The organism is Sphingopyxis sp. NFH-91 (assembly GCF_021401285.1).
Lineage (GTDB): Bacteria > Pseudomonadota > Alphaproteobacteria > Sphingomonadales > Sphingomonadaceae > Sphingopyxis > Sphingopyxis terrae_A.
The window spans coordinates 512,142-536,078 of sequence record NZ_JACBGA010000002.1 but is presented as its reverse complement, the minus strand read 5'-3'; the positions used below and the strand labels follow the sequence as shown (position 1 = coordinate 536,078).

General features: G+C 64.1%; 28 protein-coding genes and 1 tRNA gene. 21 read left to right on the top strand and 8 right to left on the bottom strand.

Features of this window, described 5'->3' with window-relative positions; translation table 11 throughout:
• The first annotated feature begins 24 nt into the window (after positions 1-24).
• Positions 25-101, top strand: a tRNA-Asp gene (locus tag L0963_RS07565).
• A 32-nt stretch (positions 102-133) separates the two neighbouring features.
• Here L0963_RS07565 and L0963_RS07560 read toward each other — a convergent pair.
• From L0963_RS07560 to L0963_RS07540, 5 genes are all read right to left on the bottom strand, one after another.
• Positions 134-1,405 carry a hypothetical protein gene (locus L0963_RS07560; RefSeq protein WP_234179011.1) on the bottom strand — a complete coding sequence of 424 codons (1,272 nt, stop codon included), beginning with the start codon at positions 1,403-1,405 and terminating at the stop codon, positions 134-136.
• A gap of 58 nt (positions 1,406-1,463) precedes the next feature.
• Positions 1,464-1,706, bottom strand: a complete 243-nt coding sequence (locus L0963_RS07555; protein WP_003051523.1) for a DUF2842 domain-containing protein — start codon at positions 1,704-1,706, stop codon at positions 1,464-1,466.
• Positions 1,703-2,281, bottom strand: a complete 579-nt coding sequence (locus tag L0963_RS07550) for a 5-formyltetrahydrofolate cyclo-ligase (protein ID WP_234179008.1) — start codon at positions 2,279-2,281, stop codon at positions 1,703-1,705. Before L0963_RS07550 ends, L0963_RS07555 begins: the two co-directional genes overlap by 4 nt.
• Positions 2,282-2,505: 224 nt before the next feature.
• Complete coding sequence (locus L0963_RS07545) at positions 2,506-2,934, bottom strand: cell division protein ZapA (RefSeq protein ID WP_003051532.1); 429 nt, start codon at positions 2,932-2,934, stop codon at positions 2,506-2,508.
• Complete coding sequence (locus L0963_RS07540; RefSeq protein WP_003051535.1) at positions 2,927-3,127, bottom strand: hypothetical protein; 201 nt, start codon at positions 3,125-3,127, stop codon at positions 2,927-2,929. Before L0963_RS07540 ends, L0963_RS07545 begins: the two co-directional genes overlap by 8 nt.
• A gap of 147 nt (positions 3,128-3,274) precedes the next feature.
• Between L0963_RS07540 and tkt the strand changes: the two genes are divergently transcribed.
• The 5 genes from tkt (at position 3,275) to L0963_RS07515 (ending at position 9,245) form a co-directional block, all read left to right on the top strand.
• Positions 3,275-5,242 (top strand): transketolase, encoded by a 1,968-nt coding sequence (gene tkt, locus L0963_RS07535; protein WP_234179006.1) that lies wholly within the window; start codon positions 3,275-3,277, stop codon positions 5,240-5,242.
• Positions 5,243-5,279: 37 nt separating this feature from the next.
• Positions 5,280-6,287, top strand: coding sequence for a type I glyceraldehyde-3-phosphate dehydrogenase (gene gap, locus L0963_RS07530; RefSeq protein WP_003051541.1), 1,008 nt, complete (start codon positions 5,280-5,282; stop codon positions 6,285-6,287).
• Between the two features lie 137 nt (positions 6,288-6,424).
• Entirely contained in the window at positions 6,425-7,621 is a 1,197-nt protein-coding gene (locus tag L0963_RS07525) for a phosphoglycerate kinase (RefSeq protein ID WP_062902404.1), read from the top strand.
• Positions 7,622-7,698: 77 nt separating this feature from the next.
• Positions 7,699-8,589, top strand: a complete 891-nt coding sequence (locus L0963_RS07520; RefSeq protein WP_442800550.1) for a fructose bisphosphate aldolase — start codon at positions 7,699-7,701, stop codon at positions 8,587-8,589.
• Entirely contained in the window at positions 8,589-9,245 is a 657-nt protein-coding gene (locus tag L0963_RS07515; RefSeq protein WP_234179004.1) for an O-methyltransferase, read from the top strand. Before L0963_RS07520 ends, L0963_RS07515 begins: the two co-directional genes overlap by 1 nt.
• On the opposite strand, the gene L0963_RS07510 is transcribed toward L0963_RS07515, so the two are convergent.
• Positions 9,242-9,643, bottom strand: coding sequence for a hypothetical protein (locus L0963_RS07510; protein WP_234179002.1), 402 nt, complete (start codon positions 9,641-9,643; stop codon positions 9,242-9,244). The genes L0963_RS07515 and L0963_RS07510 overlap by 4 nt on opposite strands.
• Positions 9,644-9,678: 35 nt before the next feature.
• Here L0963_RS07510 and thiE point away from each other — a divergent pair, with 35 nt between their 5' ends.
• Positions 9,679-10,308 (top strand): thiamine phosphate synthase, encoded by a 630-nt coding sequence (gene thiE, locus L0963_RS07505; RefSeq protein WP_234179000.1) that lies wholly within the window; start codon positions 9,679-9,681, stop codon positions 10,306-10,308.
• A gap of 10 nt (positions 10,309-10,318) precedes the next feature.
• On the opposite strand, the gene L0963_RS07500 is transcribed toward thiE, so the two are convergent.
• Positions 10,319-10,465 carry a hypothetical protein gene (locus L0963_RS07500; RefSeq protein ID WP_202988281.1) on the bottom strand — a complete coding sequence of 49 codons (147 nt, stop codon included), beginning with the start codon at positions 10,463-10,465 and terminating at the stop codon, positions 10,319-10,321.
• Positions 10,466-10,602: 137 nt separating this feature from the next.
• Here L0963_RS07500 and L0963_RS07495 point away from each other — a divergent pair, with 137 nt between their 5' ends.
• The 3 genes from L0963_RS07495 to L0963_RS07485 all read left to right on the top strand — a co-directional run bounded on the left by L0963_RS07495 (position 10,603) and on the right by L0963_RS07485 (position 14,150).
• Positions 10,603-12,564, top strand: coding sequence for an OPT family oligopeptide transporter (locus L0963_RS07495; RefSeq protein WP_234178998.1), 1,962 nt, complete (start codon positions 10,603-10,605; stop codon positions 12,562-12,564).
• 104 nt (positions 12,565-12,668) lie between these two features.
• Positions 12,669-13,232: an elongation factor P gene (gene efp / locus L0963_RS07490; protein WP_003051563.1), complete on the top strand. Its 564-nt coding sequence runs from the start codon at positions 12,669-12,671 to the stop codon at positions 13,230-13,232.
• Between the two features lie 99 nt (positions 13,233-13,331).
• Positions 13,332-14,150, top strand: a complete 819-nt coding sequence (locus L0963_RS07485; RefSeq protein ID WP_062902411.1) for an inositol monophosphatase family protein — start codon at positions 13,332-13,334, stop codon at positions 14,148-14,150.
• Positions 14,151-14,225: 75 nt separating this feature from the next.
• On the opposite strand, the gene L0963_RS07480 is transcribed toward L0963_RS07485, so the two are convergent.
• Complete coding sequence (locus tag L0963_RS07480; protein ID WP_062902412.1) at positions 14,226-14,711, bottom strand: YbjN domain-containing protein; 486 nt, start codon at positions 14,709-14,711, stop codon at positions 14,226-14,228.
• A 215-nt stretch (positions 14,712-14,926) separates the two neighbouring features.
• On the opposite strand from L0963_RS07480, the gene L0963_RS07475 reads away from it, so the two are divergent.
• From L0963_RS07475 to nuoI, 11 genes are read left to right on the top strand one after another with little or no spacing between them, the layout of a single operon-like run.
• Positions 14,927-15,301 carry an NADH-quinone oxidoreductase subunit A gene (locus L0963_RS07475; RefSeq protein WP_003051572.1) on the top strand — a complete coding sequence of 125 codons (375 nt, stop codon included), beginning with the start codon at positions 14,927-14,929 and terminating at the stop codon, positions 15,299-15,301.
• Entirely contained in the window at positions 15,298-15,852 is a 555-nt protein-coding gene (locus L0963_RS07470) for a NuoB/complex I 20 kDa subunit family protein (RefSeq protein ID WP_086455609.1), read from the top strand. Before L0963_RS07475 ends, L0963_RS07470 begins: the two co-directional genes overlap by 4 nt.
• Positions 15,852-16,769, top strand: a complete 918-nt coding sequence (locus L0963_RS07465) for an NADH-quinone oxidoreductase subunit C (RefSeq protein ID WP_234178996.1) — start codon at positions 15,852-15,854, stop codon at positions 16,767-16,769. Before L0963_RS07470 ends, L0963_RS07465 begins: the two co-directional genes overlap by 1 nt.
• Before the next feature lie 35 nt (positions 16,770-16,804).
• Positions 16,805-18,022: an NADH-quinone oxidoreductase subunit D gene (locus L0963_RS07460; protein ID WP_234179118.1), complete on the top strand. Its 1,218-nt coding sequence runs from the start codon at positions 16,805-16,807 to the stop codon at positions 18,020-18,022.
• The gene (locus L0963_RS07455) at positions 18,019-18,282 is read left to right on the top strand and encodes a hypothetical protein (RefSeq protein WP_234178994.1); all 264 of its coding nucleotides are present in this window, start codon (positions 18,019-18,021) and stop codon (positions 18,280-18,282) included. Before L0963_RS07460 ends, L0963_RS07455 begins: the two co-directional genes overlap by 4 nt.
• Positions 18,275-18,943, top strand: a complete 669-nt coding sequence (locus L0963_RS07450; RefSeq protein ID WP_234178992.1) for a complex I 24 kDa subunit family protein — start codon at positions 18,275-18,277, stop codon at positions 18,941-18,943. The genes L0963_RS07455 and L0963_RS07450 overlap by 8 nt, the downstream gene beginning before the upstream one ends.
• Entirely contained in the window at positions 18,943-19,104 is a 162-nt protein-coding gene (locus L0963_RS07445) for a hypothetical protein (protein WP_202988282.1), read from the top strand. Before L0963_RS07450 ends, L0963_RS07445 begins: the two co-directional genes overlap by 1 nt.
• On the top strand, positions 19,104-20,393 hold the full coding sequence (gene nuoF / locus L0963_RS07440) for an NADH-quinone oxidoreductase subunit NuoF (protein WP_234178991.1): 1,290 nt from the start codon (positions 19,104-19,106) through the stop codon (positions 20,391-20,393). The genes L0963_RS07445 and nuoF overlap by 1 nt, the downstream gene beginning before the upstream one ends.
• Positions 20,393-22,405, top strand: coding sequence for an NADH-quinone oxidoreductase subunit NuoG (gene nuoG, locus L0963_RS07435; RefSeq protein WP_234178990.1), 2,013 nt, complete (start codon positions 20,393-20,395; stop codon positions 22,403-22,405). Before nuoF ends, nuoG begins: the two co-directional genes overlap by 1 nt.
• Positions 22,402-23,445, top strand: coding sequence for an NADH-quinone oxidoreductase subunit NuoH (gene nuoH / locus L0963_RS07430; protein ID WP_062902417.1), 1,044 nt, complete (start codon positions 22,402-22,404; stop codon positions 23,443-23,445). The genes nuoG and nuoH overlap by 4 nt, the downstream gene beginning before the upstream one ends.
• Positions 23,442-23,930, top strand: a complete 489-nt coding sequence (gene nuoI / locus L0963_RS07425; protein ID WP_058811641.1) for an NADH-quinone oxidoreductase subunit NuoI — start codon at positions 23,442-23,444, stop codon at positions 23,928-23,930. Before nuoH ends, nuoI begins: the two co-directional genes overlap by 4 nt.
• Positions 23,931-23,937: the final 7 nt, after the last annotated feature.

The window sequence follows — 23,937 nt, the reverse complement described above, 5'->3', positions numbered from 1 at the left end:
TATTGGCGCGGCTCCCAAGCGCAAGCGGGTGTAGCTCAGTTGGTTAGAGCGCCGGCCTGTCACGCCGGAGGTCGCGGGTTCGAGCCCCGTCACTCGCGCCACTTGCCCTGAATTTCGGCAGGTGGCGCCTCCTTCAATCCTTGGCTTGGGTCGCTTCCGTCTCTCGCGAATATATCGGATATTCGATCGCACCGGCCTTCTGCCGGGCAAGCTCCACCGGCGCCATATCGAACCCGTCGGGGATGGCGAACTGCTCCGGCGCATCGCAGATTTGCGCAATGCCGAAACGCCGCTGCATGACGTCCTGAAATTCGGTGAGATTGCCGATCGGGGCATCGCAGCGCAGCCGACCTCGCTGATAATCGGCCGCTGCGCCTGCGATGGCGAGCAGCGTGATTGCGCCGTCCGTATCGCCGGTCTTGTCGCGTAGCCACGCGAGTTCGGGCATCAGCAACCAACGCAGCGGATAGGCGGACGTCTCGCTTGCCAACGGCTCGAGCAAGCGCCGCGCCCCGGCATAATCGCGTCCGGCAACGGCAGCATAAGCGCGGGTGATCACCGCATCGGTCGCGGCGTCGCCAGTCCGCTCGGCGCGCCGGAAATATTCGGCGACAAGGACATAGCGGACGCAATCGGCGCACGCTGTCCTGTCCCAGTCGGGCATGGGGACATCGGCCTGCGGATAAAAGAGAATGTCGGCGATCTTCGCGCTCGGCAATTCGCGCCGGCAATCGGTCGAAATCAGCCAGCTTCGCGCATCGCGCGTCACCTCGATCGTCGACCCGGCATAGTCGAAGGGGCAGGGCGGAACCTCGCTTTTGCTGCGGTGCGCCGTCAGCCCCATCTGTTCGAGTTGCAGACAGGGATCGGCAAGCAGGCGATCGAGTTCCGCCGCCGCCGCCGGAAGCAGGCGGCCGCGCTGGACGCGGCGGCTCTTGTCGGGGGCGGGCTTGACCTGCTCGGTCATGAAACCATAGGCCGCATCGGGCTCTTCGAACAATTCGGGGGGCGGCGGGGGCGGTGGCACGGGCGGCAGCGTCCCATGATCGACGCGCAAGACTTGCCATGCCCCGGCCGCGTCGCGCCACAGGGTGCTGACGGTCGAAAAGCGGATATCCTGCGTGATGCTTGAACCGATCACGCCGCGCAGCATGATCGTTGCGCCGCCGCTACCCGGTTGCGTATCGGGATCGGGCGCCCCGGCCCATTCTTCAAACCTTGCCCGATAGTCCGGCGTGGCCAGGCCGTCGGGCGTCAAGGCGGCAAGATCATAGCCTTTGGCAGCGGCGGGGCACGCCTTGACGAGCGCCTTCACCTGCTTGCGCAGGCCGTCATCACGCGCCGCCGCCGGGGTGCTCGCCAAAATCAGCGACAGGACAGCCGCCGTTCCCATAGATACCCGCATCGCGCCTGCCTCCCCAATGGTGCGCGCAGGCTATAGAATAATCGGGCGGTGCCAATCCCTATTGTGGGGCGCGCCAGCGCCCGGTTTCCATCCAGCACAGCAGTGGCCGCAGCGGCAGCACCCATACCCAGGCGATCCCCGCGACCAGATAGAAAATCGCCTGCACCAGCACCGGCCAGCCGCCGACCCACGGCGAGAGGCTGACGACGGCCGCCGCCCACGCCGTGATCAGCGCCAAGATCAGAAGGATGCCGGTCGGCTTACGCCAGCTTGGCTGCGGATCGGCGGGGGGCTCGCTCACAATCGGTCTCCGGTGATGATATATTCCTGCTCGGTCAGGACCGCATCGAGCAAAATATCGGTTTGTTCAATGGGAACAGTGTCAACTTCCTGCACCGACCAGCCGATTCCGATGCGCGGAACCGCCGGATTTTCAGCAAAGAACCGGTCATAATGCCCGCCTCCCTGGCCGAGACGGCCGCCGTGGCGGTCGAAACCGACGAGCGGGCAGAGGACGATGTCGGGATGCGCGATTTCGGCGCTATCGGGCGGCTGGGGCGATCCCCACGGACCCTTGCGAAGCGCATCGCCATCGTCCGATATCCGAAAGGTCATGGCGGCCGTGCGGTCTGCGTGATGCGGCAGCGCGATGCGCCGGCCATCCAGCAGCAGCAGCGGGCGGATATCGGGTTCGTCGCCCCACGGTGCATAGGCGCCGACGACAGGGCTGGCATCGAGCAGCTTGCGGAGCGTGTCGGGAACGGCGCGAAAGGCAGCGAGCCGCCCCATCGGGTCGAGATTGGCGACGAAATGGCGGCGGCGAAAACGCAACCGGTCGCGCAGCGCCTGTTTCTGCGAAGCGAGGTCGGGCGTCATGCGGGCCGGGCCTCCTTCAAAGCCTGTCGGGTTGGCGGGACCACCATGGGTCGGTTTCCGGAAGATCCTCTGACGCCAGTAACGTCAGGTGGGGGCCATGTACGTCGGACCAGGGTCCGGGCAGGGACAGCTCCCTTGGATGATGTATCGCCTCAGGGATTTTCGCAACGGCTCGTGCCGGGCAGTACCCGCCGATGCCTATTTAGGGACGCGGGGCCCCATCCTCAAGCGCTTTGCTCAACCTTTGCGGCGAGCGCTTCGATCCGGTCGGCGATCTGGAGCAGTGCGCGGTCGTGCGTTGTGCGCGGCGCGGCTGCTACAGCGGGCGGCGGCGCGGCCTTAAGTGCCTCGATTTCCCTGCGGGCCGCAGCGAGTTCGTCACGCGCCTGCGTTTCGCGGCTTTCCGCTAGCGCAACCGCGGCGCGCAGCGAATCGGATTGGGGCTCGGACCTGTCGACCTTGGCCTTTGCTTCCTGCGCCTCGTCGGCGAGCATGAGCGCCGCGAAGAGAAGCTGGCGTACCTCGGTGCTGCCTGGGATGGCGCGGACCTTTTCGTCGATCAGCCCGGCGAGCTTCTGAAGCTGCGGCTCCTCGCCGTCGGCGCAGGTCAGGTCATAGGTGCGCCCGGCGATGTTCAGTCGGACATCAGCCACGATTCGCCTCCGCAATCAGTCGGTCCAGTTCGCCGATAACAGCGTTAACTTCGGCCTTCAGGGCCGATTGATCGCTTGTCGGTTGATCGGATGCGCCGCGTTCTGCGCGCTCGGCCAGGCTCTTTTCGATGCGGCTCAGCGCGCGCTCGATGCGGCCGATGGCGAGGCTGGATTCGTCGAGATCGAGTTCCATGCCACAGGGGTAGCAGCGCCGGGGGAGGGGTGCAATCGCCTGTCGGCGCCGAAATGCGCGCGAATTCTTGCCGCGGGCGGTTGACTCTCGGCGGCGCCGCCGCAAAGGGCAGTCGCGCACGCCAGCCCAGACATAAGCGGGGAAAAGATGACACTGCCCGAACGCCAGCTCGCCAACGCGATCCGCGCGCTTGCGATGGACGCCGTACAGGCCGCGAACAGCGGTCACCCCGGGATGCCGATGGGCATGGCCGACGTCGCGACCGTCCTCTATTCGGATTATCTGAAGTTCGATCCGAGCGATCCCAAATGGGCCGATCGCGACCGATTCGTCCTGTCGGCGGGCCATGGCTCGATGCTCGCTTATGCGACGCTCCATCTCGCGGGCTATGCGCATCCGACGATGGAGGAAATCCGCAATTTTCGCCAGCTGAACAGTCCTTGCGCCGGGCATCCCGAAAATTTCGAGCTTGCCGGGGTTGAAACGACGACGGGGCCGCTGGGGCAGGGGCTTGCGACTGCGGTCGGCATGGCGATCGCCGAGCGCCATCTCAATGCCATTTACGGCGACGACCTCGTCGACCATCGCACCTGGGTCATCGCCGGCGACGGCTGCCTGATGGAAGGCATCAATCACGAAGCGATCGGCGTGGCCGGCCATCTGGGCCTTGGCCGCCTGATCGTGCTGTGGGACGACAACAAGATCACGATCGACGGGTCGACCGACCTTTCGACCAGCGAGGACGTGAAAGCGCGTTATGCGGCGACCGGTTGGCATGTCGACAGCTGCGACGGCCATGATGCTGCCGATATTCGCCGCGCGATCGACGCGGCGCTGGCGGACGGTCGCCCGTCGCTGATTGCGTGCAAGACGCTGATCGGCTTCGGCGCGCCGAACAAGCAGGGCACGTCGGCGACGCATGGCTCGCCGCTCGGCGCCGACGAGGTGGCGGCGGCGCGCGCCAATATGGGCTGGACCGCCGAACCGTTCGTCATTCCCGCCGACATTGCCGACGCATGGCGCGGCTTTGGCCAGCGCGGCCAGTCACTTCATGCTGCGTGGAATTATCGCCTTGCAAGTAGCGATAAGAAAACGGATTTTGAGGATCGCCTGAGCGGCAAGGTCGCGCCGGGTGATGCTTTCAAGGCCTATCTCGACGGGCTGGTTGCCGAACCGCCGAAGGTCGCGACGCGCAAGGCGTCGGAAAATGCGCTGACCGCGCTCACCGCCGACATCGCCTCGCTTGTTGGTGGCAGCGCCGACCTTACCGGCTCGAACAATACCAAGACATCGTCGACCAAGCCGCTGAACCGGAACGATTATTCGGGTCGCTACATCTATTATGGCATCCGCGAATTCGGCATGTCGGCGGCGATGAACGGGATGGCGCTGCACGGCGGCGTGATCCCCTATGGCGGCACTTTCCTGGTCTTTTCGGACTATTGCCGCGGCGCGATCCGGCTGTCGGCGCTCCAGCGTCAGCGCGTCGTTTACGTGATGACGCACGACAGCATCGGGCTCGGCGAGGATGGACCGACGCACCAGCCGATCGAGCATCTGCAGTCGCTGCGCGCCATGCCCAATCTGCTCGTGATGCGCCCCGCCGACGCGGTTGAGACGGCCGAATGCTGGGCGATCGCGATCGCGCAGGACAGCCGTCCGACGCTCCTCGCACTCACGCGCCAGAATCTGCCGCCGCTGCGTCATGACGTCACGGAAAATCTTTGCTTGAAAGGCGGTTATCGCCTTCGCAGCGCCGCCGCGGCGCGCAAGGTCGTGCTGGTCGCGACGGGCTCCGAAGTGTCGCTGGCGCTCGATGTCGCCGAAAAGCTCGAAGCGGCGGGGCAGGGTGCCGATGTCGTTTCGATGGTGTCGACGGAATTGTTCGACGAACAGGATGCGGCCTATCAGGCCGACCTGCTGCCCGACGATGCCCTGATCGTCTCGATCGAGGCCGGGACGACCTTCGGCTGGGAACGCTACACCGGCCGCCATGGCCTGCGCTTCGGCATCGACAGCTTCGGCGCGTCGGCGCCGATCGATGATCTCTACCGGCATTTCGGCCTGACGGTCGACGCCATCACCCCCAAGATTCTGGCGCGGCTCGGCGCATAAGACCGGCCGCCACCTTCCGCAGAAAGGACTAACCGACATGGCAGTGAAAGTCGCAATCAACGGTTTCGGACGCATCGGCCGCAATGTGGCGCGCGCCCTTCTCGAGCGCACCGATCACGACCTTGAACTGGTGTCGATCAACGATCTGGGCGATGCCAAGGCCAATGCCCGCCTGCTTCGCCATGACTCGGTTCATGGCGCCTTCAACGGCACCGTCGAAGTCGATGGCAACGACCTGATCATCAACGGCAAGCGCATCCAGGTCACCGCCGAGCGCGATCCCGCCGCCCTGCCGCACGCCGCCAACGGCGTGGACATCGTGATGGAATGCACCGGCTTCTTCACCAACAAGGCCGGCGGCCAGAAGCATCTCGACGCCGGCGCGAAGCGCGTACTCATTTCGGCGCCCGCCAAGGAAGTCGACCTGACCGTCGTTTACGGCGTCAATGACAGCCAGATCACCGCCGATCACCGGATCATCTCGAACGCGTCCTGCACCACCAACTGCCTCGCGCCCTTTGCCAAGGTGCTGCACGAAGCGATCGGTATCGAACGCGGCCTGATGACGACGATCCATGCCTATACCAACGACCAGAAAATCCTCGATCAGATCCACGACGATCCGCGCCGCGCCCGCGCCGCCGCAATGTCGATGATCCCGACCTCGACCGGTGCGGCGGTCGCCGTCGGCCTCGTCCTGCCCGAGTTGAAGGGCAAGCTCGACGGGTCATCGATCCGCGTTCCGACGCCGAATGTGTCGGTGGTCGACCTCACTTTCACCCCGTCGCGCGAAACGACCAAGGAAGAAGTGAACGCGGTGCTCAAGGCCGCGGCCGAAGGCGCGCTGAAGGGCGTCCTTGGTTATACCGAGGAACCGCTGGTTTCGATCGACTTCAACCATAACGCCGCCAGCTCGACCATCGACAGCCTTGAAACCGCGGTTATCGACGGCAAGCTGGTGCGAGTGCTGAGCTGGTACGACAATGAATGGGGCTTCTCCAACCGCATGATCGACACGGCGGGCGTGATCGCGAAGTTCCTTTAACAATATCCTTGTGCCCCCGCGAAGGCGGGGGCCCATCTCCGACCGCATCGGAATGAAACCGGCGGTGATCAGGGGATAAGAGCGCAGGAGATGGACCCCCGCCTTCGCGGGGGAACACTCCGGGATCGGAGTGAAAGATGGCAGATTTCAAGACGCTCGACGACATCGGTGACGTCACCGGCAAGAAGGTGCTGGTGCGCGTCGATCTCAACGTGCCGATGTCCGATGGCGCCGTGGCCGATGACACGCGAATTCGCGCAGCGATGCCGACGATCCGCGAACTGTCGGACAAGGGTGCCATCGTTCTCCTGCTCGCCCATTTCGGCCGTCCGAAAGGGGCGAAGAACCCGACCCAGTCGCTCAGCCTCGTCATCGACGGCGTCGCCGACGTCCTCGGCCATTCGGTGATGTTCATTCCCGATTGCACCGGCGAAGGCGCCAAGGCGGGCGTTGCCGTCCTCGCGCCCGGCGACGTCGCCGTGCTCGAAAATGCGCGCTTTCATGCGGGTGAGGAAAAGAACGACCCCGCGTTCGCCGATGCGCTTGCCGAAATCGGCGACATCTATGTCAACGATGCCTTTTCGGCGGCGCACCGCGCGCATGGCTCGACCGAGGGCATTGCCCATCGGCTGCCCGCCTATGCCGGCCGCGCGATGGAGGCCGAGCTCAAGGCGCTCGACGCGGCGCTCGGCAACCCCGCGCATCCGGTTGCGGCGGTTGTCGGCGGCGCGAAAGTGTCGAGCAAGATCGACGTGCTGCGCAACCTTGTCGGCAAGGTCGATCATCTGATCATCGGCGGCGGGATGGCGAACACTTTCCTCGCGGCGCGCGGCGTCGATGTCGGCAAGTCGCTGTGCGAGCACGACCTCGTCGATACCGCCAACGCGATTTTCGACGCGGCGGATGCCGCAGGCTGCACCGTCCATCTGCCCTATGACGTGGTCGTCGCGAAAGAATTCGCCGCGAACCCGCCGACGCGCACCGTGAACATCCACGAAGTTGCGGCGGACGAGATGATCCTCGATGTCGGGCCTGCGGCGGTCGAGGCGCTCGGTGACGTGCTGAAAAGCTGCCGCACGTTGGTGTGGAACGGTCCGCTCGGCGCTTTCGAGATTGCGCCGTTCGACGCCGCAACCGTCGCGCTCGCCCGGACGGCGGCGGCGTTGACGCGCGAAGGGTCGCTGATTTCGGTTGCCGGCGGCGGCGATACCGTCGCCGCGCTCAACCATGCCGGCGTTGCGGACGAGTTCACCTTTGTTTCGACCGCAGGCGGCGCCTTCCTCGAATGGATGGAAGGAAAGCCTTTGCCGGGGGTAGACGCGCTTAAGGCCTGAGTTCCCATCGCATTGCGTCCCAAGCAACGGGCCGCTATGCGCGCCGCACCATACGTATGCAAATCCACGGAGACGTTATGACGACCGCCAATGCCGAGATGCTGGATAAGATCAAATCGGGCCAGGGCTTTATCGCCGCGCTCGACCAGAGTGGCGGTTCGACGCCCAAGGCGCTCAAGGGCTATGGCATCGAAGAAGACGAATATTCGGGCGACGAGGAAATGTTCGCGCTGATCCATGCAATGCGCAGCCGGATCGTGACCGCACCCTGCTTCAACGGCGATAAGGTGATCGGCGCGATCCTGTTCGAACGCACCATGGACGGCGAAGCCGATGGCAAGCCGATCCCGGCTCTGCTGTGGGAGCGCGGCGTGGTCCCGTTCCTCAAGGTCGACAAAGGCCTCGAACCCGAAGCTGACGGCGTTCAGTTGATGAAGCCCAACGCCGATCTCGACGCGCTGTGCGAGCGGGCGGTTGCGAAGGGCGTGTTCGGGACCAAGATGCGCAGCGTCGTCAACCTCGCCAACCCGGTGGGCGTCAAGGCAATCGTCGCGCAGCAATTTGCCGAAGCCGCGCGCATCGCCGCGCACGGCCTGATGCCGATCATCGAACCCGAAGTGAATATCAAGAGCCCCGAGCGCGATGCGGCGGACCGACTGTTGCTGGCGGAAACGCTCGCGGCGCTCGACGCATGGACCGGCGCGCCGGTCATGCTCAAGCTGTCGCTGCCCACCGAAGCAGGCCTGTTCCAGCCGCTCGTCGATCATCCCAAGGTGCTGCGCGTCGTCGCGCTGTCGGGCGGCTTCGCGCGCCCCGAAGCGTGTATCGAACTGGCCAAGAATCCCGGTATCATCGCCAGCTTCAGCCGCGCGCTCCTGGAAGATTTGCGCGCGTCGATGAGCGACGCGGAATTCAACGGCTCGCTCGGCGGCGCGATCGACGAAATTCACGCCGCATCGGTCGCCTGATGACCGATAGCTGGGACCGCGTCGACACCTATATCGGCGAGAAGCTGATTGGCGACGACCCGATCCTGGCGGCCGCACTCGCCCACAATGCCGAAAACGGCTTGCCACCGATCGACGTCTCGGCGGCGCAGGGCAAGATGCTCTATCTGCTCGCACAAATGGCGGGCGCGCGGCGCATCCTCGAAATCGGGACGCTCGGCGGCTATTCGACGATCTGGCTCGCGCGGGCGCTACCGGACGATGGCGCGCTGGTGACGCTGGAAGTCGACCACATGCATGCCCGCGTCGCGCAGGCGAATCTCGATCGCGCCGGCCTCTCTGATCGGGCCGAAATCCGCGTCGGCCCGGCGATGGACAGCCTTGCCGCGATGACCGACGTCGCGCCTTTCGACATGGTCTTCATCGACGCCGACAAGCAGAGCAATGTCGATTATGTCGCCGAAGCGATCCGCCTCGGCCGCAGCGGCACGACGATCATCGTCGACAATGTCGTGCGCGAAGGCGGCGTCCTCGATCCCGCCAGCCACGATCCCGGCATCTTGGGCGCACGCGCGCTGTTCGATTTTCTGCAATCCGACCCGCGCATCGACGCCACCGCCGTGCAGACGGTCGGCGCGAAGGGATGGGACGGCTTCGTGTTGGCGCGGGTCGCCTAAAGACCGCCCATGAATCGGAAGGCGAAGCGGTAATCGCCGGCCTTGATAGGTCGGTCGGGGCGCTTGTCGGGATGCATCGATTCGAGCGTGATCGTGCCGTCGGCCAGCGGTGTCGGTTCGCCTAGCACCGCTTCGAAAGGCTGTGCCTCGCCATTGGGACGAAGCCACAGCATCTTCACCCGGACGCGGCCTGCCCACACACAGGCGACTCCGACGGGGCAGCGACTGTCCTCGATCACCGCGACCGGCTGGATCAACGGGCCGTCGGCATAGGCGCGCTGGCCGATGGCGACATTGGCGGCGTCGCGCAATGCGGTAACGTCGCGAGTCGCTGCACAGGCCGAAACGGTCGCAGCAGTGACGAGGGACAGGGTGGTGGCGCGAAACATCTTCTGCATTTGCGGCATGCTGGCGGCGTAGCTATGAACCCGCCATGACCGAACCGACCTGCCAGCTTTACCTCATCTCGCCACCTGATGTCGGCGGCGACTTTCCGGCGCAACTCGAAGCGGCGCTGGCCGCCGGCCCGGTTGCCGCGTTCCAGTTCCGCGTCAAGGGTTTGACCCAGCACGAAGCGGCGCGCCTTGCCGAACCGCTACAGGCGATTTGCGCCGCGCACGATGTCGCCTTCATCGTCAACGACGACATGGCGCTGGCGAAGCGGCTCAAGGCCGATGGCGTCCATCTGGGGCAGGGGGACGGCGATCCGCAGGAGGCGCGGCGGCTGCTCGGCCCCGGCGCGCAGATCGGCGTAACCTGTCACAACAGCCGCCACCTTGCGATGGATGCCGGCGAAGCGGGGGCGGATTATGTCGCCTTCGGCGCCTTCTTCCCCACGACGACAAAGGCGGTCGAACATCGCGCCGAGCCCGAAATCCTCAGCTGGTGGCAGGGACTGTTTGAGCTGCCTTGCGTTGCGATCGGCGGGATCACGGTCGAGAATGCGGAGCTGTTGATCGATGCTGGCGCCGATTTCCTTGCGGTATCGGGCGGCGTCTGGAACCATCCGGACGGCCCGGCCGCGGCGGTGCAGGCTTTCGCCGCGCTGATGGCAGCGGATTAGGCCGCGCGCGTCAGTTCCGCGTGCGCGGGCGCTCGTCGCGCGGTGCGTCGTCGCACTTGCGCCACCCGAACAGACCCGCGCACGGCGCCGGGCGCTTGACCGAAGCGGCCGCTTCGGGGCCGGGATGCGGCTTGGGATCGGGAAGGGCCGTTGTCATGCCCGGCTCTATGCGCCGCGCCGCGGAGCGATGATTGGATCGAAGCGTCAATTCGGTTTCGCTTCGTCGCGTTTCCACGCCTGTTTTGACTTGCCTAATTCCCCGCCGCCCGCAACACAGCGCGCGGGGAGAAATTTATGTCCGATACCGACCAGCGCAGCGTTTCGATGCGCGAACTCACCGTCCGCGGGATCGTCCTTGGCGGACTGATCACGCTGCTGTTCACGGCGGCAAACGTCTATCTGGGGTTGAAGGTCGGGTTGACCTTTGCGACCTCGATTCCCGCCGCGGTCATTTCGATGGCGATCCTGCGCTTCCTGTCGGGGGCGACGATTTTGGAGAATAATATCGTCCAGACGATCGCCAGTGCGGCGGGGACGCTTGCGGCCATCATCTTCGTCCTGCCCGGTCTGGTCATCGTCGGCTGGTGGCAGGGTTTCCCCTATTGGACGACCGCCGCCGTCTGTTTCATCGGCGGAACGCTGGGCGTGATGTTTTCGGTCCCGCTGCGCCGCGCACTCGTCGCCGGGTCGGACCTTCCCTATCCCGAAGGCGTCGCCGCGGCCGAAGTGCTCAAGGTCGGGTCGCGCGCGGGCGAGGGGGCCGAGGAGAATCAGCGCGGCCTGCGTACGATCCTGCTCGGATCGCTGATCAGCGCCGGTTTCTCGCTGCTTGGCGCGATGAAGCTCGCGGCGCTCGAAGTGTCGAAGAATTTCAAGCTCGGCGTCGGCGCCACCGGCGTCAGCGGCAGCCTGTCCTTCGCGCTGATCGGCGTGGGGCATCTTGTCGGTCTGTCGGTCGGCGTGGCGATGTTCATCGGCATGGTCATCGCATGGGCGGGCCTGATGCCCGCGCTGACGGCAGCGCAGGGACTGACCGGACCGGTCGATGATGTGGTCGGCATGGTGTTTTCGCAGCAGGTGCGCTTCATCGGCGCCGGGACGATCGGGGTCGCGGCGCTGTGGACGCTGCTCAAGATCGTCGGCCCGATCGTCAAGGGCATCAAGGGTTCGATCGCGTCGTCGCGGGCGCGCGGCGCGGGCGAGGTGGTCGAACTGGGCGAGCGTGATCTGTCCTTCGGCATCGTCGCGGGGACGATCCTGGGCTCGCTGATTCCGATCGCGGGATTGCTGTGGTTCTTTGCGCAGGGCGGCCCGATCGCGGCCAATCCGGTCGGCGTCATTTTCGCGACGCTGCTGTTCGTGCTGTTCGTCGGCGCGATCATCGCCGCGGTTACCGGCTATATGGCCGGCCTGATCGGTGCGTCGAACAGCCCGGTGTCGGGCGTCGGTATCCTCGCCATCATTGCCGCTTCGCTGATGCTGCTCCTCTTCTTCGGGCGCAATCACAGTGAAGCCGATACTGCCGCGCTTGTCGCCTATGCGCTGTTCACCACTGCGATCGTCTTTTCGGTCGCGACGATTTCCAACGACAATCTCCAGGATCTGAAGACCGGCCAGCTCGTCGGTGCGACGCCGTGGAAGCAGCAGCTCGCGCTGGTTATCGGTGTCGGCTTCGGTTCGCTCATCATTCCGCCGGTGCTCGACCTGTTGAACCAGGCATTTGGCTTTGCCGGTGCCGCGGGGGCGGGCGCCAATGCGCTGCCGGCGCCGCAAGCGGCCCTGATCAGCGCACTGGCCAAGGGCGTGCTCGGCGGCGATCTGCGCTGGGATCTGATCGGCTATGGTGCATTGATCGGCATCGCCATCATCGCCGCCGACGAGATATTGGGGCGTATGGGCAAGCTGCGCCTGCCGCCGCTCGGTGTCGGTATGGGCATCTATCTGCCGATGTCGCTGACCTTGCTCATTCCGATCGGCGCGGTGATCGGCCATTTCTGGGAAAAACGTGCCGAACGCAGCACCCGCCCCGAATTTTACAGCCGAATGGGCGTCCTGCTCGCGACGGGCTTCATCGTCGGCGAGAGCATTTTCGGGGTATTGTTCGCGGGCGTCGTCGCGGGTTCGGGAAGCGATGCGCCGCTGGCGCTCGTCGGGGAGAGCTTCGAGCCGACGGCGATTGTCGTCGGCCTTTCGCTCTTCGTCGCGCTGATCGCATACAGCTATCGGCGCACGCGCCGCGCCACCGAAAGCGTCTAACGCGCTTGCCCTTGGCCGCGCAGGCGGCTAAGGGCGCGCTCCTGTGACCGGCGCACCCGCTGCGCCGGCGGCTCTTTCCATCCTTGAACTAGCGAGTGTGCGCGATGAAAATCACCGGCGTTGAAATCCGTCCCGGCAATATTATCGAATATGAGGGCGGCATCTGGAAGGTCACCAAGATCCAGCACACCCAGCCGGGCAAGGGCGGCGCCTATATGCAGGTCGAAGCCAAGAATCTGATCGACGGGCGCAAGCTCAACAACCGTTTCCGCAGCGCCGATACGGTCGAGAAGGTCCGCCTCGACACCAAGGATTTCCAGTTCCTCTATGCCGAGGGCGACGACCTCGTGTTCATGGACAAGGACAGCTACGAACAGATCACCATCTCGAAGGATGTCGTCGGCGAAGCCCACGAATTCCTGCAGGACGGCATGGAAGTCGTGCTCGAACTGTGGGAAGAGCGCCCGATCTCGGTCGAACTGCCCGAACAGATCGAAGCGACGATCGTCGAGGCCGATGCGGTGGTGAAGGGCCAGACGGCCTCTTCGTCGTACAAGCCCGCGATCCTCGACAATGGCGTGCGGGTCATGGTGCCGCCCCACATCACCAGTGGCACGCGTATCGTGGTCAACGTCTATGACCGCGAATATGTCCGCCGTGCTGACTAAGTAACGTCGCCCCCGCGAAGGCGGGGGCCGCTAGCAATCTGGCGCAACGCAGCCAGCGGCCCCCACCTCCGCGGGGCCGACGCGTTGAAGGAAACAAAAATGGCCGTATCCGGCATCATCACCGTCATGGAACGTGCCGCGCGCAAGGCGGGCACGAAGCTGCGCCGCGACTTTGGCGAGATCGAGCATCTGCAGGTTTCGCAAAAAGGACCAGCGGATTTCGTGTCCAAGGCCGACCAGGCCGCCGAGCGCACGCTGTATGACGAACTCACCCATGCCCGTCCGGGTTGGGGTTTCCTGATGGAGGAAGCTGGCGAGATCGAAGGCGAGCCCGGCAAGCCCCGCTTCATCATCGACCCGCTCGACGGCACCTCGAACTTTCTGCACGCGATCCCGCAATTCGCGATTTCGGTCGCGGTGCAGGAACCGAAGCTCGGCGGCGGCTGGGGCGATGTGACCGCGGGGCTGATCTATCAGCCGGTTACCGACGAAAGCTATTGGGCGGAACGCGGTCGCGGCGCATGGTTGCATGACCGGCGCCTGCGCGTCTCGTCGCGCCGCAATCTCAATGAATGCCTGATCGCGACCGGCATCCCCTATATGGGCCATGGCGACTTCGGCCAGTGGAGCCGCATTTTCGGTGCGGTTGCGCCCGAAGTTGCCGGCATCCGCCGCTTCGGCGCCGCCAGCCTCGACCTCGCATGGGTCGCCGCGGGGCGGTTCGACGGATTCTGGGAAGCCGATCTGTCGATTTGGGACGTTGCGGCGGGCATGTTGCTCGTGCGCGAAGCCGGCGGCTTCGTCAGCGATTTCCGCGGCGGCGATCGGGCGATCGAGCGCAGCGAGTTCATCGCGGGCAGCGGCGCGGTGCATTCCAAGCTGCAAAAACTGGTCGCGGGCGCGCTGCGCAACGCCTGACCCGTTATGCAAGCGCAAAAAAGGCCATCCGCGGGATAACCGGGATGGCCTTTTTGCTGTCCGCGTTTCGCCCTATCAATCGTCGTAGATGAACTCGCGATAGGCATCCATCAGCGACGCCCAGGTGTTGAAGCTCTCGCCCAGATTTTCGCGCGGCAATCCGGCAAAATCGACATCGACGTCCATTTCCAGCACCGGATCGCCTTCATTGTCGCGATAGGCGCGCGCAAAGCGTTTTTCCTTGTTCCAGCTGTTGAATTTTTCGAACGACAGATTCTTCGCGTCGTTGAAGCCCATATAATATTGCAGCGTCTTGCACTCCTTGTGCGCGTCGTTGCAGTTCATGAACAGAACGAGGAATTTCAGACCGTTGCGGCTGCTCTCGATATAGGGATCGGCATCGCTGGCGGTCACCAGCTTGGCGGGCCAGCCCTGCGATTCGACGATCGCGACGATTGCTGCGGGATTCTTGGGCGTAACCAGTTCGGCATGGGCCGGCGTCGCGCCGAGCGCGGTGGCGGCAAGTGTGGCAAGAGCAGTGGCAAATGGCAGTTGGCGCATAAAGTCCCCCAGTTGGATGGCGGCAAATCGTGCCGCAACACGCGTCCCGTTCAGCCGCCTAACATAGCTTCGCCCGTCCTTGCCAGCGTTCCCCGCGCTTTTGGCGTTCGCAAGGCGATTTTCCTGTCCGCAGCGCTTGCGGGCAGCGCCATGCTGGCCTAAAGCGCCCGCAGAAACGGGGTGGCAAACGCCCGAAATCATGACTGCGAGCTCCCATGGTCGATCTGACTCAATATTTGCCGATCCTGATATTCCTGGGCATCGCCGTTGCGCTGTCGGCGGCTTTCGTGTTCCTGCCGATGGGCGTGGCGCGGTTGACCGGGGCGCATCAGCCCGATCCGGCGAAGCTGACCGAATATGAGTGCGGCTTTCCCGCTTTCGAGGATGCGCGCAGCCAGTTCGACGTGCGCTTCTATCTCGTCGCGATTCTGTTCATCATCTTCGATCTTGAAGCGGCCTTCCTCTTTCCCTGGGCGGTCAGCCTGAAGGAAATCGGCTGGGCCGGCTGGGCGACGATGATGGTTTTCCTGGCCGAGCTCGCGATCGGTCTTGTCTATGCGTGGAAGAAAGGGGCGTTGGATTGGGAATGAGCAATTCGACCATCCTGACCCCCGGCACGATGCCGGTCGCTCCGGGGACCGCCCCGGACCAGAGCTTTTTCGACGATCTTAATGCAGAGGTCGGCGACAAGGGGTTTCTCGTCACCTCGACCGAGGATCTGTTCAACTGGGCGCGCACCGGCTCGCTGTGGTGGATGACCTTCGGCCTCGCTTGCTGCGCGGTCGAGATGATCCACGTCAACATGCCGCGGTATGACATGGAACGCTTCGGCGTTGCGCCGCGCGCCAGCCCGCGCCAGTCCGACGTGATGATCGTCGCGGGCACGCTGTGCAACAAGATGGCCCCGGCGCTGCGCCGCGTCTACGACCAGATGTCGAACCCCAAATATGTGATTTCGATGGGTAGCTGCGCCAATGGCGGCGGCTATTACCACTATAGCTATTCGGTGGTGCGCGGCTGCGATCGTATCGTGCCCGTGGACATCTATGTCCCCGGCTGCCCCCCGACCGCCGAAGCGCTGCTCTACGGCGTCATGCAGTTGCAGCGGAAAATCCGCCGCACCGGAACGATCGAACGCTGATGGCCAGTCCCGCTCCCCTGATCGCGCCGCGCGACGGCATTGTCGAGGCGCTGAAGAAAGTCGTCGGCGGCGATCTGATCGCGCATGTCTTCGCCGTGGGCGAGGACAGCATCACCGTGCGCCGCGAAGCGGTTGCCGGGGTGATGGTCGGCCTGCGCGACGAACTTGCCTATCAGCAGCTCATGGAGATCGCCGGGGTCGATTATCCCGACCGGCCAGAGCGGTTCGAAGTCGTCTATCATCTGCTCAGCGTGACCCAGAACCATCGTCTGCGCGTCCGGGTGCTGACCGACGAAGCAACGCCGGTGCCGAGCATCGTTGCCGTGTGGCCCAACGCTGGCTGGCTCGAACGCGAAGTGTTCGACATGTACGGGGTGCTGTTCAGCGGCAATCCCGACCTGCGCCGCATCCTGACCGACTATGGTTTCCAGGGGCATCCGCAGCGCAAGGACTTCCCGCTGACCGGCTATACCGAACTGCGCTATTCCGAAGAGGACAAGCGCGTCGTCTATGAACCCGTCAAGCTGGCGCAGGATTTCCGCAGCTTCGACTTCCTCAGCCCGTGGGAAGGCGCCGACTATATCCTTCCCGGCGACGAAAAGGCGGGCGGCACCGGTGAGGCGCCGGGCAAGGGCGCGCCGACGCCGATGACCGCAGAGGCCGTCAAGAAGGCCGACGAGGCCAAGAAGGCGCCGCCGCCGACGCCCAAGACGACCGACAATGCCAAACAGACCGGTGCGGGCGACAAGGCGAATAAGGAAGCCGCGAAGCCGAGCAAGGACAGTGCCAAGGCCAAGCCTGCGGCAAAGGCGAAGACGCCCGCGACCAAGAAGGCCGAAAAGGCTCCGGCAAAGCCCAAGGCGGCTGCCAAGGCTCCGGCCAAGCCGCGCAAGCCCAAAGCAGGAGGTGACGCATGACCGATAATGCGACGGTCCGGCACCACGGAAGCGACATGTTCGAAGGCTATCCGGTCGATACCGCCGATACGGCGGGCGATCAGGTCGTCACCAATTACACCATCAACTTCGGTCCGCAGCACCCCGCGGCACACGGCGTGCTGCGCATGGTGATGGAACTCGACGGCGAGATCATCGAGCGCGTCGACCCGCACGTCGGGCTGCTCCACCGCGGCACGGAAAAGCTGATCGAATATAAGACCTATCTGCAGGCTTTGCCCTATTTCGACCGGCTCGACTATTGCTCGCCGCTCGGCATGGAGCATAGCTATGTGCTGGCGATCGAGAAATTGCTCGATCTCGAAGTGCCCGAACGCGCGCAATATCTGCGCGTGCTGTTCGCCGAGCTGACGCGCATCTGCAACCATATGCTCAACATCGGGTCGCACGTCATGGACGTCGGCGCGATGACGCCGAACCTGTGGGTGTTCGAACTGCGCGAGGATTGCCTCAACTTCTTCGAACGTGCTTCGGGCGCGCGGATGCACTCGGCCTGGTTCCGCCCCGGCGGCGTCCATCAGGACGTTCCCGAAAAGCTGCTCGTCGACATCGGCGAATGGGTCGACAAGCGCCTGCCCGAACTGTTCGGCGACGCGATGAGCCTCGTCATCGACAACCGCATCTTCAAACAGCGCAACGTCGATATCGCCGTGGTCAGCAAGGAAGACGCGCTGGCCTGGGGCTTCTCGGGCCCGATGATCCGCGGCAGCGGCATCGCGTGGGATTTGCGCAAGTCACAGCCCTATGACGCCTATGCCAAGATGGAATTCGACATTCCCGTCGGCACGCGCGGCGACTGCTACGATCGCTTCATGGTCCGCGTGCAGGAAGTCTATCAGTCGGCGCGCATTATCAAGCAGTGCCTGCGCGATATGCCCTCGGGCCCAGTCGCGAGCCTCGACCGCAAAGTCGTGCCGCCGAAACGCGGCGAGATGAAGCAGACGATGGAATCGCTGATCCATCACTTCAAACTCTATACCGAGGGCTTCCACGTCCCCGCGGGCGAGGTTTACGTGGCGACCGAAAGCCCCAAGGGCGAATTCGGCGTCTATCTGGTCAGCGACGGCACCAACAAGCCGTACCGCTGCAAAATCCGCCCCACGGCGTTTTCGCACCTTCAGGCGATGGACTTCATGTGCAAGGGCCACATGCTCGCCGACACCACCGCGATCATCGGCGCGATCGACGTCGTGTTCGGGGAGTGCGACCGGTGAGTCTACTGCATTCCTATCGCGTCTGGCTGGCCAGTGACCAAGCGGGACGATTTTATCGATATGTGAAAGGGACATGGGGTCTGGTCATGCTCGTTCTTTGGGCATGGATAGGGCTGGAAATAGCCTTTCCTGACCCCGCTGAACGAGGAACGGGCTTCAGTTTGCTGGCAATGGGGTTTTTGGGCTCTTTATATCTGACTGGCGCCTTCGCTGTGGTGCGCCTGTTTGTTGCGCCGGCTACCGGAGGGAAAAATGGCTGACGCACCTCAAATCCCCGACGAAACCGAAGTCCGCGCGCGCTGGGGCGCTTTTGCGTGGACGAAGGAAAATGCCGAGAAGGCCAAGGCCGTTATCGCGCGCTATCCCGCGGGGCGTCAGCGCTCGGCGGTGATGCCGCTGCTTGATCTCGCGCAGCGCCAGGTCGGTGCCGAGACGCAGACGCAGGGCTGGCTGCCCGTGCCGGTGATCGAATATGTCGCGGCTGAGCTCGATATGCCGTTCATGCGCGCCTACGAAGTCGCGACCTTCTACACCATGTACAATCTCGCGCCGGTCGGCCGCTATCATGTGCAGGTTTGCGGCACGACGCCGTGCCTGCTGCGCGGGTCGGACGATGTCATGGCGGCGTGCAAGAACCGCGGGATGACCAAAGGCAAGACCACGCCCGACGGGCTGTTCACGCTGACCGAGGTCGAGTGCATGGGCACCTGCACCAACGCGCCGATGGTCCAGATCAACGACGATAATTACGAAGATCTCGACTATGACAGCATGACCCGCATCCTCGAGGATCTGGCGGCGGGCAAACAGCCCAAGACCGGCACCCAGAATGCGCAGCGTCATACGAGCGACCCCGAAGGCGGCCCGACGACCCTGAAGGACATGGTCAAGGCCAATCACGACTATCGGAAGGAATGGTGATGACCCAGAAGGACATCATCACGATCCTCGCGATCATCGGCGCGCTTGTCGTACTCGGTTTCGTGCTGCGCGTGACCTTTGTGCTGATCGGTCCGCTGCTGATCCTCGCGCTCGGTTACGTCATTTACACGATGATGAAAAACAAGGGTGGGACCAACTGATGCTCGCCGACAAGGACCGCATCTTTACCAATCTCTATGGCTATCAGCCGTGGAACCTGAAAGCCGCGCAGGCGCGCGGCGATTGGGACAAGACCAAGGATCTGATGACTCGCGGCCAGGACGCGATCATCGAGGAGATCAAGGCGTCTGGCCTGCGCGGCCGTGGCGGCGCGGGCTTCCCGACCGGCCTGAAATGGTCGTTCATGCCGAAGGAACCGCGCGCCGACCGCCCGAGCTTCCTCGTCATCAACGCCGACGAATCCGAACCCGGCTCGTGCAAGGACCGTGAGATCATCCGCCACGATCCGCACAAGCTGATCGAGGGCGCGCTGATCGCGGGCTATGCGATGCGTGCGCGCGCTGCGTACATCTACATTCGCGGCGAGTTCATCCGTGAGGCCGAGACACTCTTCGCGGCGGTGCAGGAGGCCTATGACGCCGGCCTGCTCGGCAAGAATGCGGCGAAGTCGGGCTATGATTTCGACGTCTTCGTCCATCGCGGCGCCGGCGCGTACATCTGCGGCGAAGAAACCGCGATGATCGAAAGCCTGGAAGGCAAGAAGGGCCAGCCGCGCCTGAAGCCTCCGTTTCCGGCGGGGGCGGGCCTCTACGGCTGCCCGACGACGGTCAACAATGTCGAAAGCATCGCGGTCGTCCCGACGATCCTTCGCCGCGGCGCGGCGTGGTTCTCCAGTTTCGGGCGCGAGAATAACAAGGGCACCAAGCTCTTCCAGATCTCGGGCCATGTCGAACGCCCGTGCGTCGTCGAGGAAGAGATGGGCATCCCGTTCCGCGACCTCATCGAAAAGCATTGCGGCGGCATAAGAGGCGGCTGGGACAATCTGCTCGCGGTGATCCCCGGCGGTTCGTCGGTGCCGCTCGTCCCGGCGGCGCAGATCATGGACGCGCCGATGGATTTCGACGGCCTCAAGGAACTCGGCTCGGGCCTTGGCACCGCCGCCGCGATCGTGATGGACAAGTCGACCGACGTTGTTCAGGCGATCAGCCGTATCAGCTATTTCTACAAGCATGAAAGCTGCGGCCAGTGCACGCCGTGCCGCGAAGGCACCGGCTGGATGTGGCGCGTGATGGAGCGGCTGCGCACCGGCGACGCCGACATTAGCGAGATCGATACGTTATTCGACGTGACCAAGCAGGTCGAAGGCCACACCATCTGCGCGCTCGGCGATGCGGCGGCGTGGCCGATCCAGGGCCTGATCCGCCACTTCCGCCCCGAACTCGAACGCCGCATTCGCGAAAATGGCGGCGCGCTGGAGGCAGCCGAATAATGCCTAAAGTTACCGTAGATGGCGTAGAAATCGACGTGCCGCAGGGCGCCACCGTTCTGCAGGCGTGCGAGATGGCGGGGAAGGAAATCCCGCGCTTCTGCTACCATGAACGCCTGTCGATCGCCGGCAATTGCCGCATGTGCCTCGTCGAAGTGTCGCCCGGCCCGCCGAAGCCGCAGGCGTCGTGCGCGCTGCCGACCGCCGAAGGGCAGGTGATCAAGACCGATAGCCCGATGGTGAAAAAGGCGCGCGAAGGGGTGATGGAGTTTCTGCTCATCAACCACCCGCTCGACTGCCCGATCTGCGATCAGGGCGGCGAATGCGACCTGCAGGACCAGTCGGTCGCCTATGGCCGCGGTGCCTCGCGCTATGACGAGAACAAGCGTGCGGTGACCGAGAAATATATGGGGCCGATCGTCAAGACGGTGATGACGCGCTGCATCCAGTGCACGCGCTGCGTCCGCTTTGCCGAGGAAGTCGCCGGGGTCGAGGATATCGGCGCGATCTATCGCGGCGAGAATATGCAGATCACCAGCTATCTCGAGCGCGCGGTCGCGAGCGAGCTGTCGGGCAATGTCGTCGATCTTTGCCCGGTCGGCGCGCTGACCAGCAAGCCCTACGCGTTCGAGGCGCGGCCGTGGGAGCTGACCAAGACGCTGGGCATCGACATGATGGACGCGGTCGGCACCAATGTCCGTATCGACAGCCGCGGCCGCCAGGTGCTGCGCGTGCTGCCGCGCGTCAACGACGATGTGAACGAGGAATGGGCGAGCGACAAGACGCGCCACCATGTCGACGGCCTGATGCGCCGCCGCCTCGACCGCCCCTATGTGCGCAAGGACGGCAGGCTCGTCGAGGCGAGCTGGGCCGAAGCTTTTGCCGCGATCAAGGCGGCGAACGCCGGCAAGTCGGTCGCGGCGATTGCGGGCGACATGGTCGATTGCGAGACGATGTTCGCGGCGAAGGCGCTGGTGAATGCGCTCGGTTCCGACCTGCTCGAAGGACGCCAGACGGGCCTTGCCTATGACGTCACCAGCCTGTCGGCGGTCAATTTCAATACCACGATTGCGCAGGCCGAAAATGCCGACGTGATCCTGCTCGTCGGCACCAATCTGCGCTGGGAAGCGCCGCTCATCAACACGCGCGTCCGCAAGGCGGTGTGGAAGAAGGGCGCGAAAGTGTTCGGTATCGGGCCCGAAGTCGATCTCACCTACAAGACCGAATGGCTCGGCGACGATGCCTCGCTGGTCGCGAAACTGCCCAAGGCAGCGATGGATGCGCTGAAGGGCGCCGAGAGGCCGATGCTGGTATTCGGCGGCGGCGCGCTGTCGGTGCCGGGCGTCCATGGCGCCGCGCTGGCGCTCGCCAAGAGCGTCGACGCGGTGAAGGACGGCTGGAACGGCTTCAACGTCGTCCATTTCTCGGCCGCGCGCATGGGGGCCTTGATGCTAGGCTACGCACAGCCGGGCGGGATCAAGGACATCATCGCCGCCAAGCCCAAGCTGACCTTCTTCCTGGGCGCCGACGAGGTCGATTTCGCGGCCTTCGACAAGAGCTTCAAAGTCTATGTCGGCCATCATGGCGACAAGGGCGCGCATGCGGCCGACGTCATCCTGCCGGCCGCGGCGTGGACCGAAAAGGACTTCACGACGGTCAACACCGAAGGCCGCGTCCAGCGCAGCGAAAAGGCGGTGTTCGCGCCGGGTGACGCGCGCGAAGACTGGAGCATCTTCCGCGCGCTGGCCGATGCGCTCGGCGTCAGCGTCGGCTTCGACAGCTTCGACGAATGTCGCGCGGCGATGGTCGCGGCGGTGCCGGCGCTCGGCGTCGAGGGGCTGGCCGATTACGGCTGGTCCGTGCCCAAGCTCGACGCGAAGCCCGAGGCGCGCGCGATCCCGTCGCCGATCAAGGATTTCTACCTCACCAACGCCATCTGCCGCGCCTCGCCGACGATGGAGCGCTGCTCGGCCGAACTGCTGCATGGCGCGGATTATGCGGAGGCCGCGGAATGACCGAGTTTTTCCAAAGCCTGGGCATGTCCTATGAATGGGCGTGGGGCATCGCCACGATCTGCGGTATTCTGCTCATCGCGCTGCCGTTGATGCTCGCGGTGGCTATGATCATCTATGCCGACCGCAAGATCTGGGCCGCGATCGCGCTGCGCCGCGGTCCCAACGTCGTCGGTCCCTTCGGACTGTTGCAGAGCTTCGCCGACGGCTTGAAAGTTTTCCTGCAGGAAACGATCATCCCGTCGAGCGCGAACCGCGGCCTGTTCCTGATCGCGCCGATCATCACCTTCACCGTGGCGTTGATGGCGTGGGCGGTTATCCCGTTCAATTCGGGCGCGGTGCTCGCCGACATCAATGTCGGGCTGCTCTACATCCTCGCGATTTCGTCGCTCGGCGTTTACGGCGTCATCCTGTCGGGCTGGTCGTCGAACTCGAAATATCCCTTCTTTTCCGCGCTGCGCGCTTCGGCGCAGATGATCTCCTATGAAGTGTCGATCGGCTTCATCCTGATCGGCGTCGTCCTGTGGGCCGACAGCTTCAACCTCAATGAGATCGTCAAGGCGCAGCAGGGGCACGGGCTGGGCTTCGTCAACGCCTTCGGCTTCAACTTGCTGCTCTTCCCGCTCGCGGTGATGTTCTTGATCTCCGCGCTCGCCGAAACCGCGCGCGCGCCGTTCGACCTGACCGAAGCGGAAAGCGAACTCGTCGCGGGCTATCAGACCGAATATTCGTCGATGAGCTTCGCGCTCTTCTGGCTCGGCGAATATGCGAACGTCCTGCTGATGTGCACGCTCAACGCGGTGCTCTTCTGGGGCGGCTGGCTGCCGCCGGTCGACTGGGCGCCGCTCTATGCCGTCCCCGGCATCATCTGGCTGTTCGCGAAAATCCTGTTCTTCTTCTTCGTCTTCAGCTGGGTGAAGGCGACCGTCCCGCGCTACCGCTATGACCAGCTGATGCGGCTGGGCTGGAAAATCTTCCTGCCGATTTCGCTGATCTGGGTGTTCCTTATCTCCGGCTATCTGATGCTGACGAGGTATTCATGAGTTACGTTGCCCATCTCGTCAAAAGCTTCACCTTGTGGGAATTCGTGAAGGCGCACGCCCTCACGCTGAAATATTTCTTCAAGCCGAAGGCGACGATCAACTATCCGTTTGAGAAGAACCCGCTCAGCCCGCGTTTCCGCGGCGAGCATGCGCTGCGCCGTTATCCGAACGGCGAGGAACGCTGCATCGCGTGCAAGCTGTGCGAGGCGATCTGTCCGGCGCAGGCGATCACGATCGAGGCCGAGCCGCGCGACGACGGTTCGCGCCGCACGACGCGCTACGACATCGACATGACCAAGTGCATCTATTGCGGCTTCTGTCAGGAAGCCTGCCCGGTTGATGCCATCGTCGAGGGGCCGAACTTCGAATTCGCGACCGAAACGCGTGAGGAACTGCTCTATGACAAGGCCAAGCTGCTCGCCAATGGCGACAAATGGGAACGCGCGATTGCGGCCAATCTTGCCGCCGACGCGCCCTATCGGTAAGGGCGCG

What these genes read in the sequence shown, in the direction of transcription:
- L0963_RS07560 (WP_234179011.1), bottom strand. Translation starts at nt 1,405, where the DNA reads ATGCGGGTATCTATGGGAACGGCGGCTGTCCTGTCGCTGATTTTGGCG.
- L0963_RS07550 (WP_234179008.1), bottom strand. Translation starts at nt 2,281, where the DNA reads ATGACGCCCGACCTCGCTTCGCAGAAACAGGCGCTGCGCGACCGGTTG.
- L0963_RS07540 (WP_003051535.1), bottom strand. Translation starts at nt 3,127, where the DNA reads ATGGAACTCGATCTCGACGAATCCAGCCTCGCCATCGGCCGCATCGAG.
- tkt (WP_234179006.1), top strand. Translation starts at nt 3,275, where the DNA reads ATGACACTGCCCGAACGCCAGCTCGCCAACGCGATCCGCGCGCTTGCG.
- gap (WP_003051541.1), top strand. Translation starts at nt 5,280, where the DNA reads ATGGCAGTGAAAGTCGCAATCAACGGTTTCGGACGCATCGGCCGCAAT.
- L0963_RS07525 (WP_062902404.1), top strand. Translation starts at nt 6,425, where the DNA reads ATGGCAGATTTCAAGACGCTCGACGACATCGGTGACGTCACCGGCAAG.
- L0963_RS07520 (WP_442800550.1), top strand. Translation starts at nt 7,699, where the DNA reads ATGACGACCGCCAATGCCGAGATGCTGGATAAGATCAAATCGGGCCAG.
- L0963_RS07515 (WP_234179004.1), top strand. Translation starts at nt 8,589, where the DNA reads ATGACCGATAGCTGGGACCGCGTCGACACCTATATCGGCGAGAAGCTG.
- L0963_RS07510 (WP_234179002.1), bottom strand. Translation starts at nt 9,643, where the DNA reads ATGCAGAAGATGTTTCGCGCCACCACCCTGTCCCTCGTCACTGCTGCG.
- thiE (WP_234179000.1), top strand. Translation starts at nt 9,679, where the DNA reads ATGACCGAACCGACCTGCCAGCTTTACCTCATCTCGCCACCTGATGTC.
- L0963_RS07500 (WP_202988281.1), bottom strand. Translation starts at nt 10,465, where the DNA reads ATGACAACGGCCCTTCCCGATCCCAAGCCGCATCCCGGCCCCGAAGCG.
- L0963_RS07495 (WP_234178998.1), top strand. Translation starts at nt 10,603, where the DNA reads ATGTCCGATACCGACCAGCGCAGCGTTTCGATGCGCGAACTCACCGTC.
- efp (WP_003051563.1), top strand. Translation starts at nt 12,669, where the DNA reads ATGAAAATCACCGGCGTTGAAATCCGTCCCGGCAATATTATCGAATAT.
- L0963_RS07485 (WP_062902411.1), top strand. Translation starts at nt 13,332, where the DNA reads ATGGCCGTATCCGGCATCATCACCGTCATGGAACGTGCCGCGCGCAAG.
- L0963_RS07480 (WP_062902412.1), bottom strand. Translation starts at nt 14,711, where the DNA reads ATGCGCCAACTGCCATTTGCCACTGCTCTTGCCACACTTGCCGCCACC.
- L0963_RS07475 (WP_003051572.1), top strand. Translation starts at nt 14,927, where the DNA reads ATGGTCGATCTGACTCAATATTTGCCGATCCTGATATTCCTGGGCATC.
- L0963_RS07470 (WP_086455609.1), top strand. Translation starts at nt 15,298, where the DNA reads ATGAGCAATTCGACCATCCTGACCCCCGGCACGATGCCGGTCGCTCCG.
- L0963_RS07465 (WP_234178996.1), top strand. Translation starts at nt 15,852, where the DNA reads ATGGCCAGTCCCGCTCCCCTGATCGCGCCGCGCGACGGCATTGTCGAG.
- L0963_RS07460 (WP_234179118.1), top strand. Translation starts at nt 16,805, where the DNA reads ATGTTCGAAGGCTATCCGGTCGATACCGCCGATACGGCGGGCGATCAG.
- L0963_RS07450 (WP_234178992.1), top strand. Translation starts at nt 18,275, where the DNA reads ATGGCTGACGCACCTCAAATCCCCGACGAAACCGAAGTCCGCGCGCGC.
- L0963_RS07445 (WP_202988282.1), top strand. Translation starts at nt 18,943, where the DNA reads ATGACCCAGAAGGACATCATCACGATCCTCGCGATCATCGGCGCGCTT.
- nuoF (WP_234178991.1), top strand. Translation starts at nt 19,104, where the DNA reads ATGCTCGCCGACAAGGACCGCATCTTTACCAATCTCTATGGCTATCAG.
- nuoG (WP_234178990.1), top strand. Translation starts at nt 20,393, where the DNA reads ATGCCTAAAGTTACCGTAGATGGCGTAGAAATCGACGTGCCGCAGGGC.
- nuoH (WP_062902417.1), top strand. Translation starts at nt 22,402, where the DNA reads ATGACCGAGTTTTTCCAAAGCCTGGGCATGTCCTATGAATGGGCGTGG.
- nuoI (WP_058811641.1), top strand. Translation starts at nt 23,442, where the DNA reads ATGAGTTACGTTGCCCATCTCGTCAAAAGCTTCACCTTGTGGGAATTC.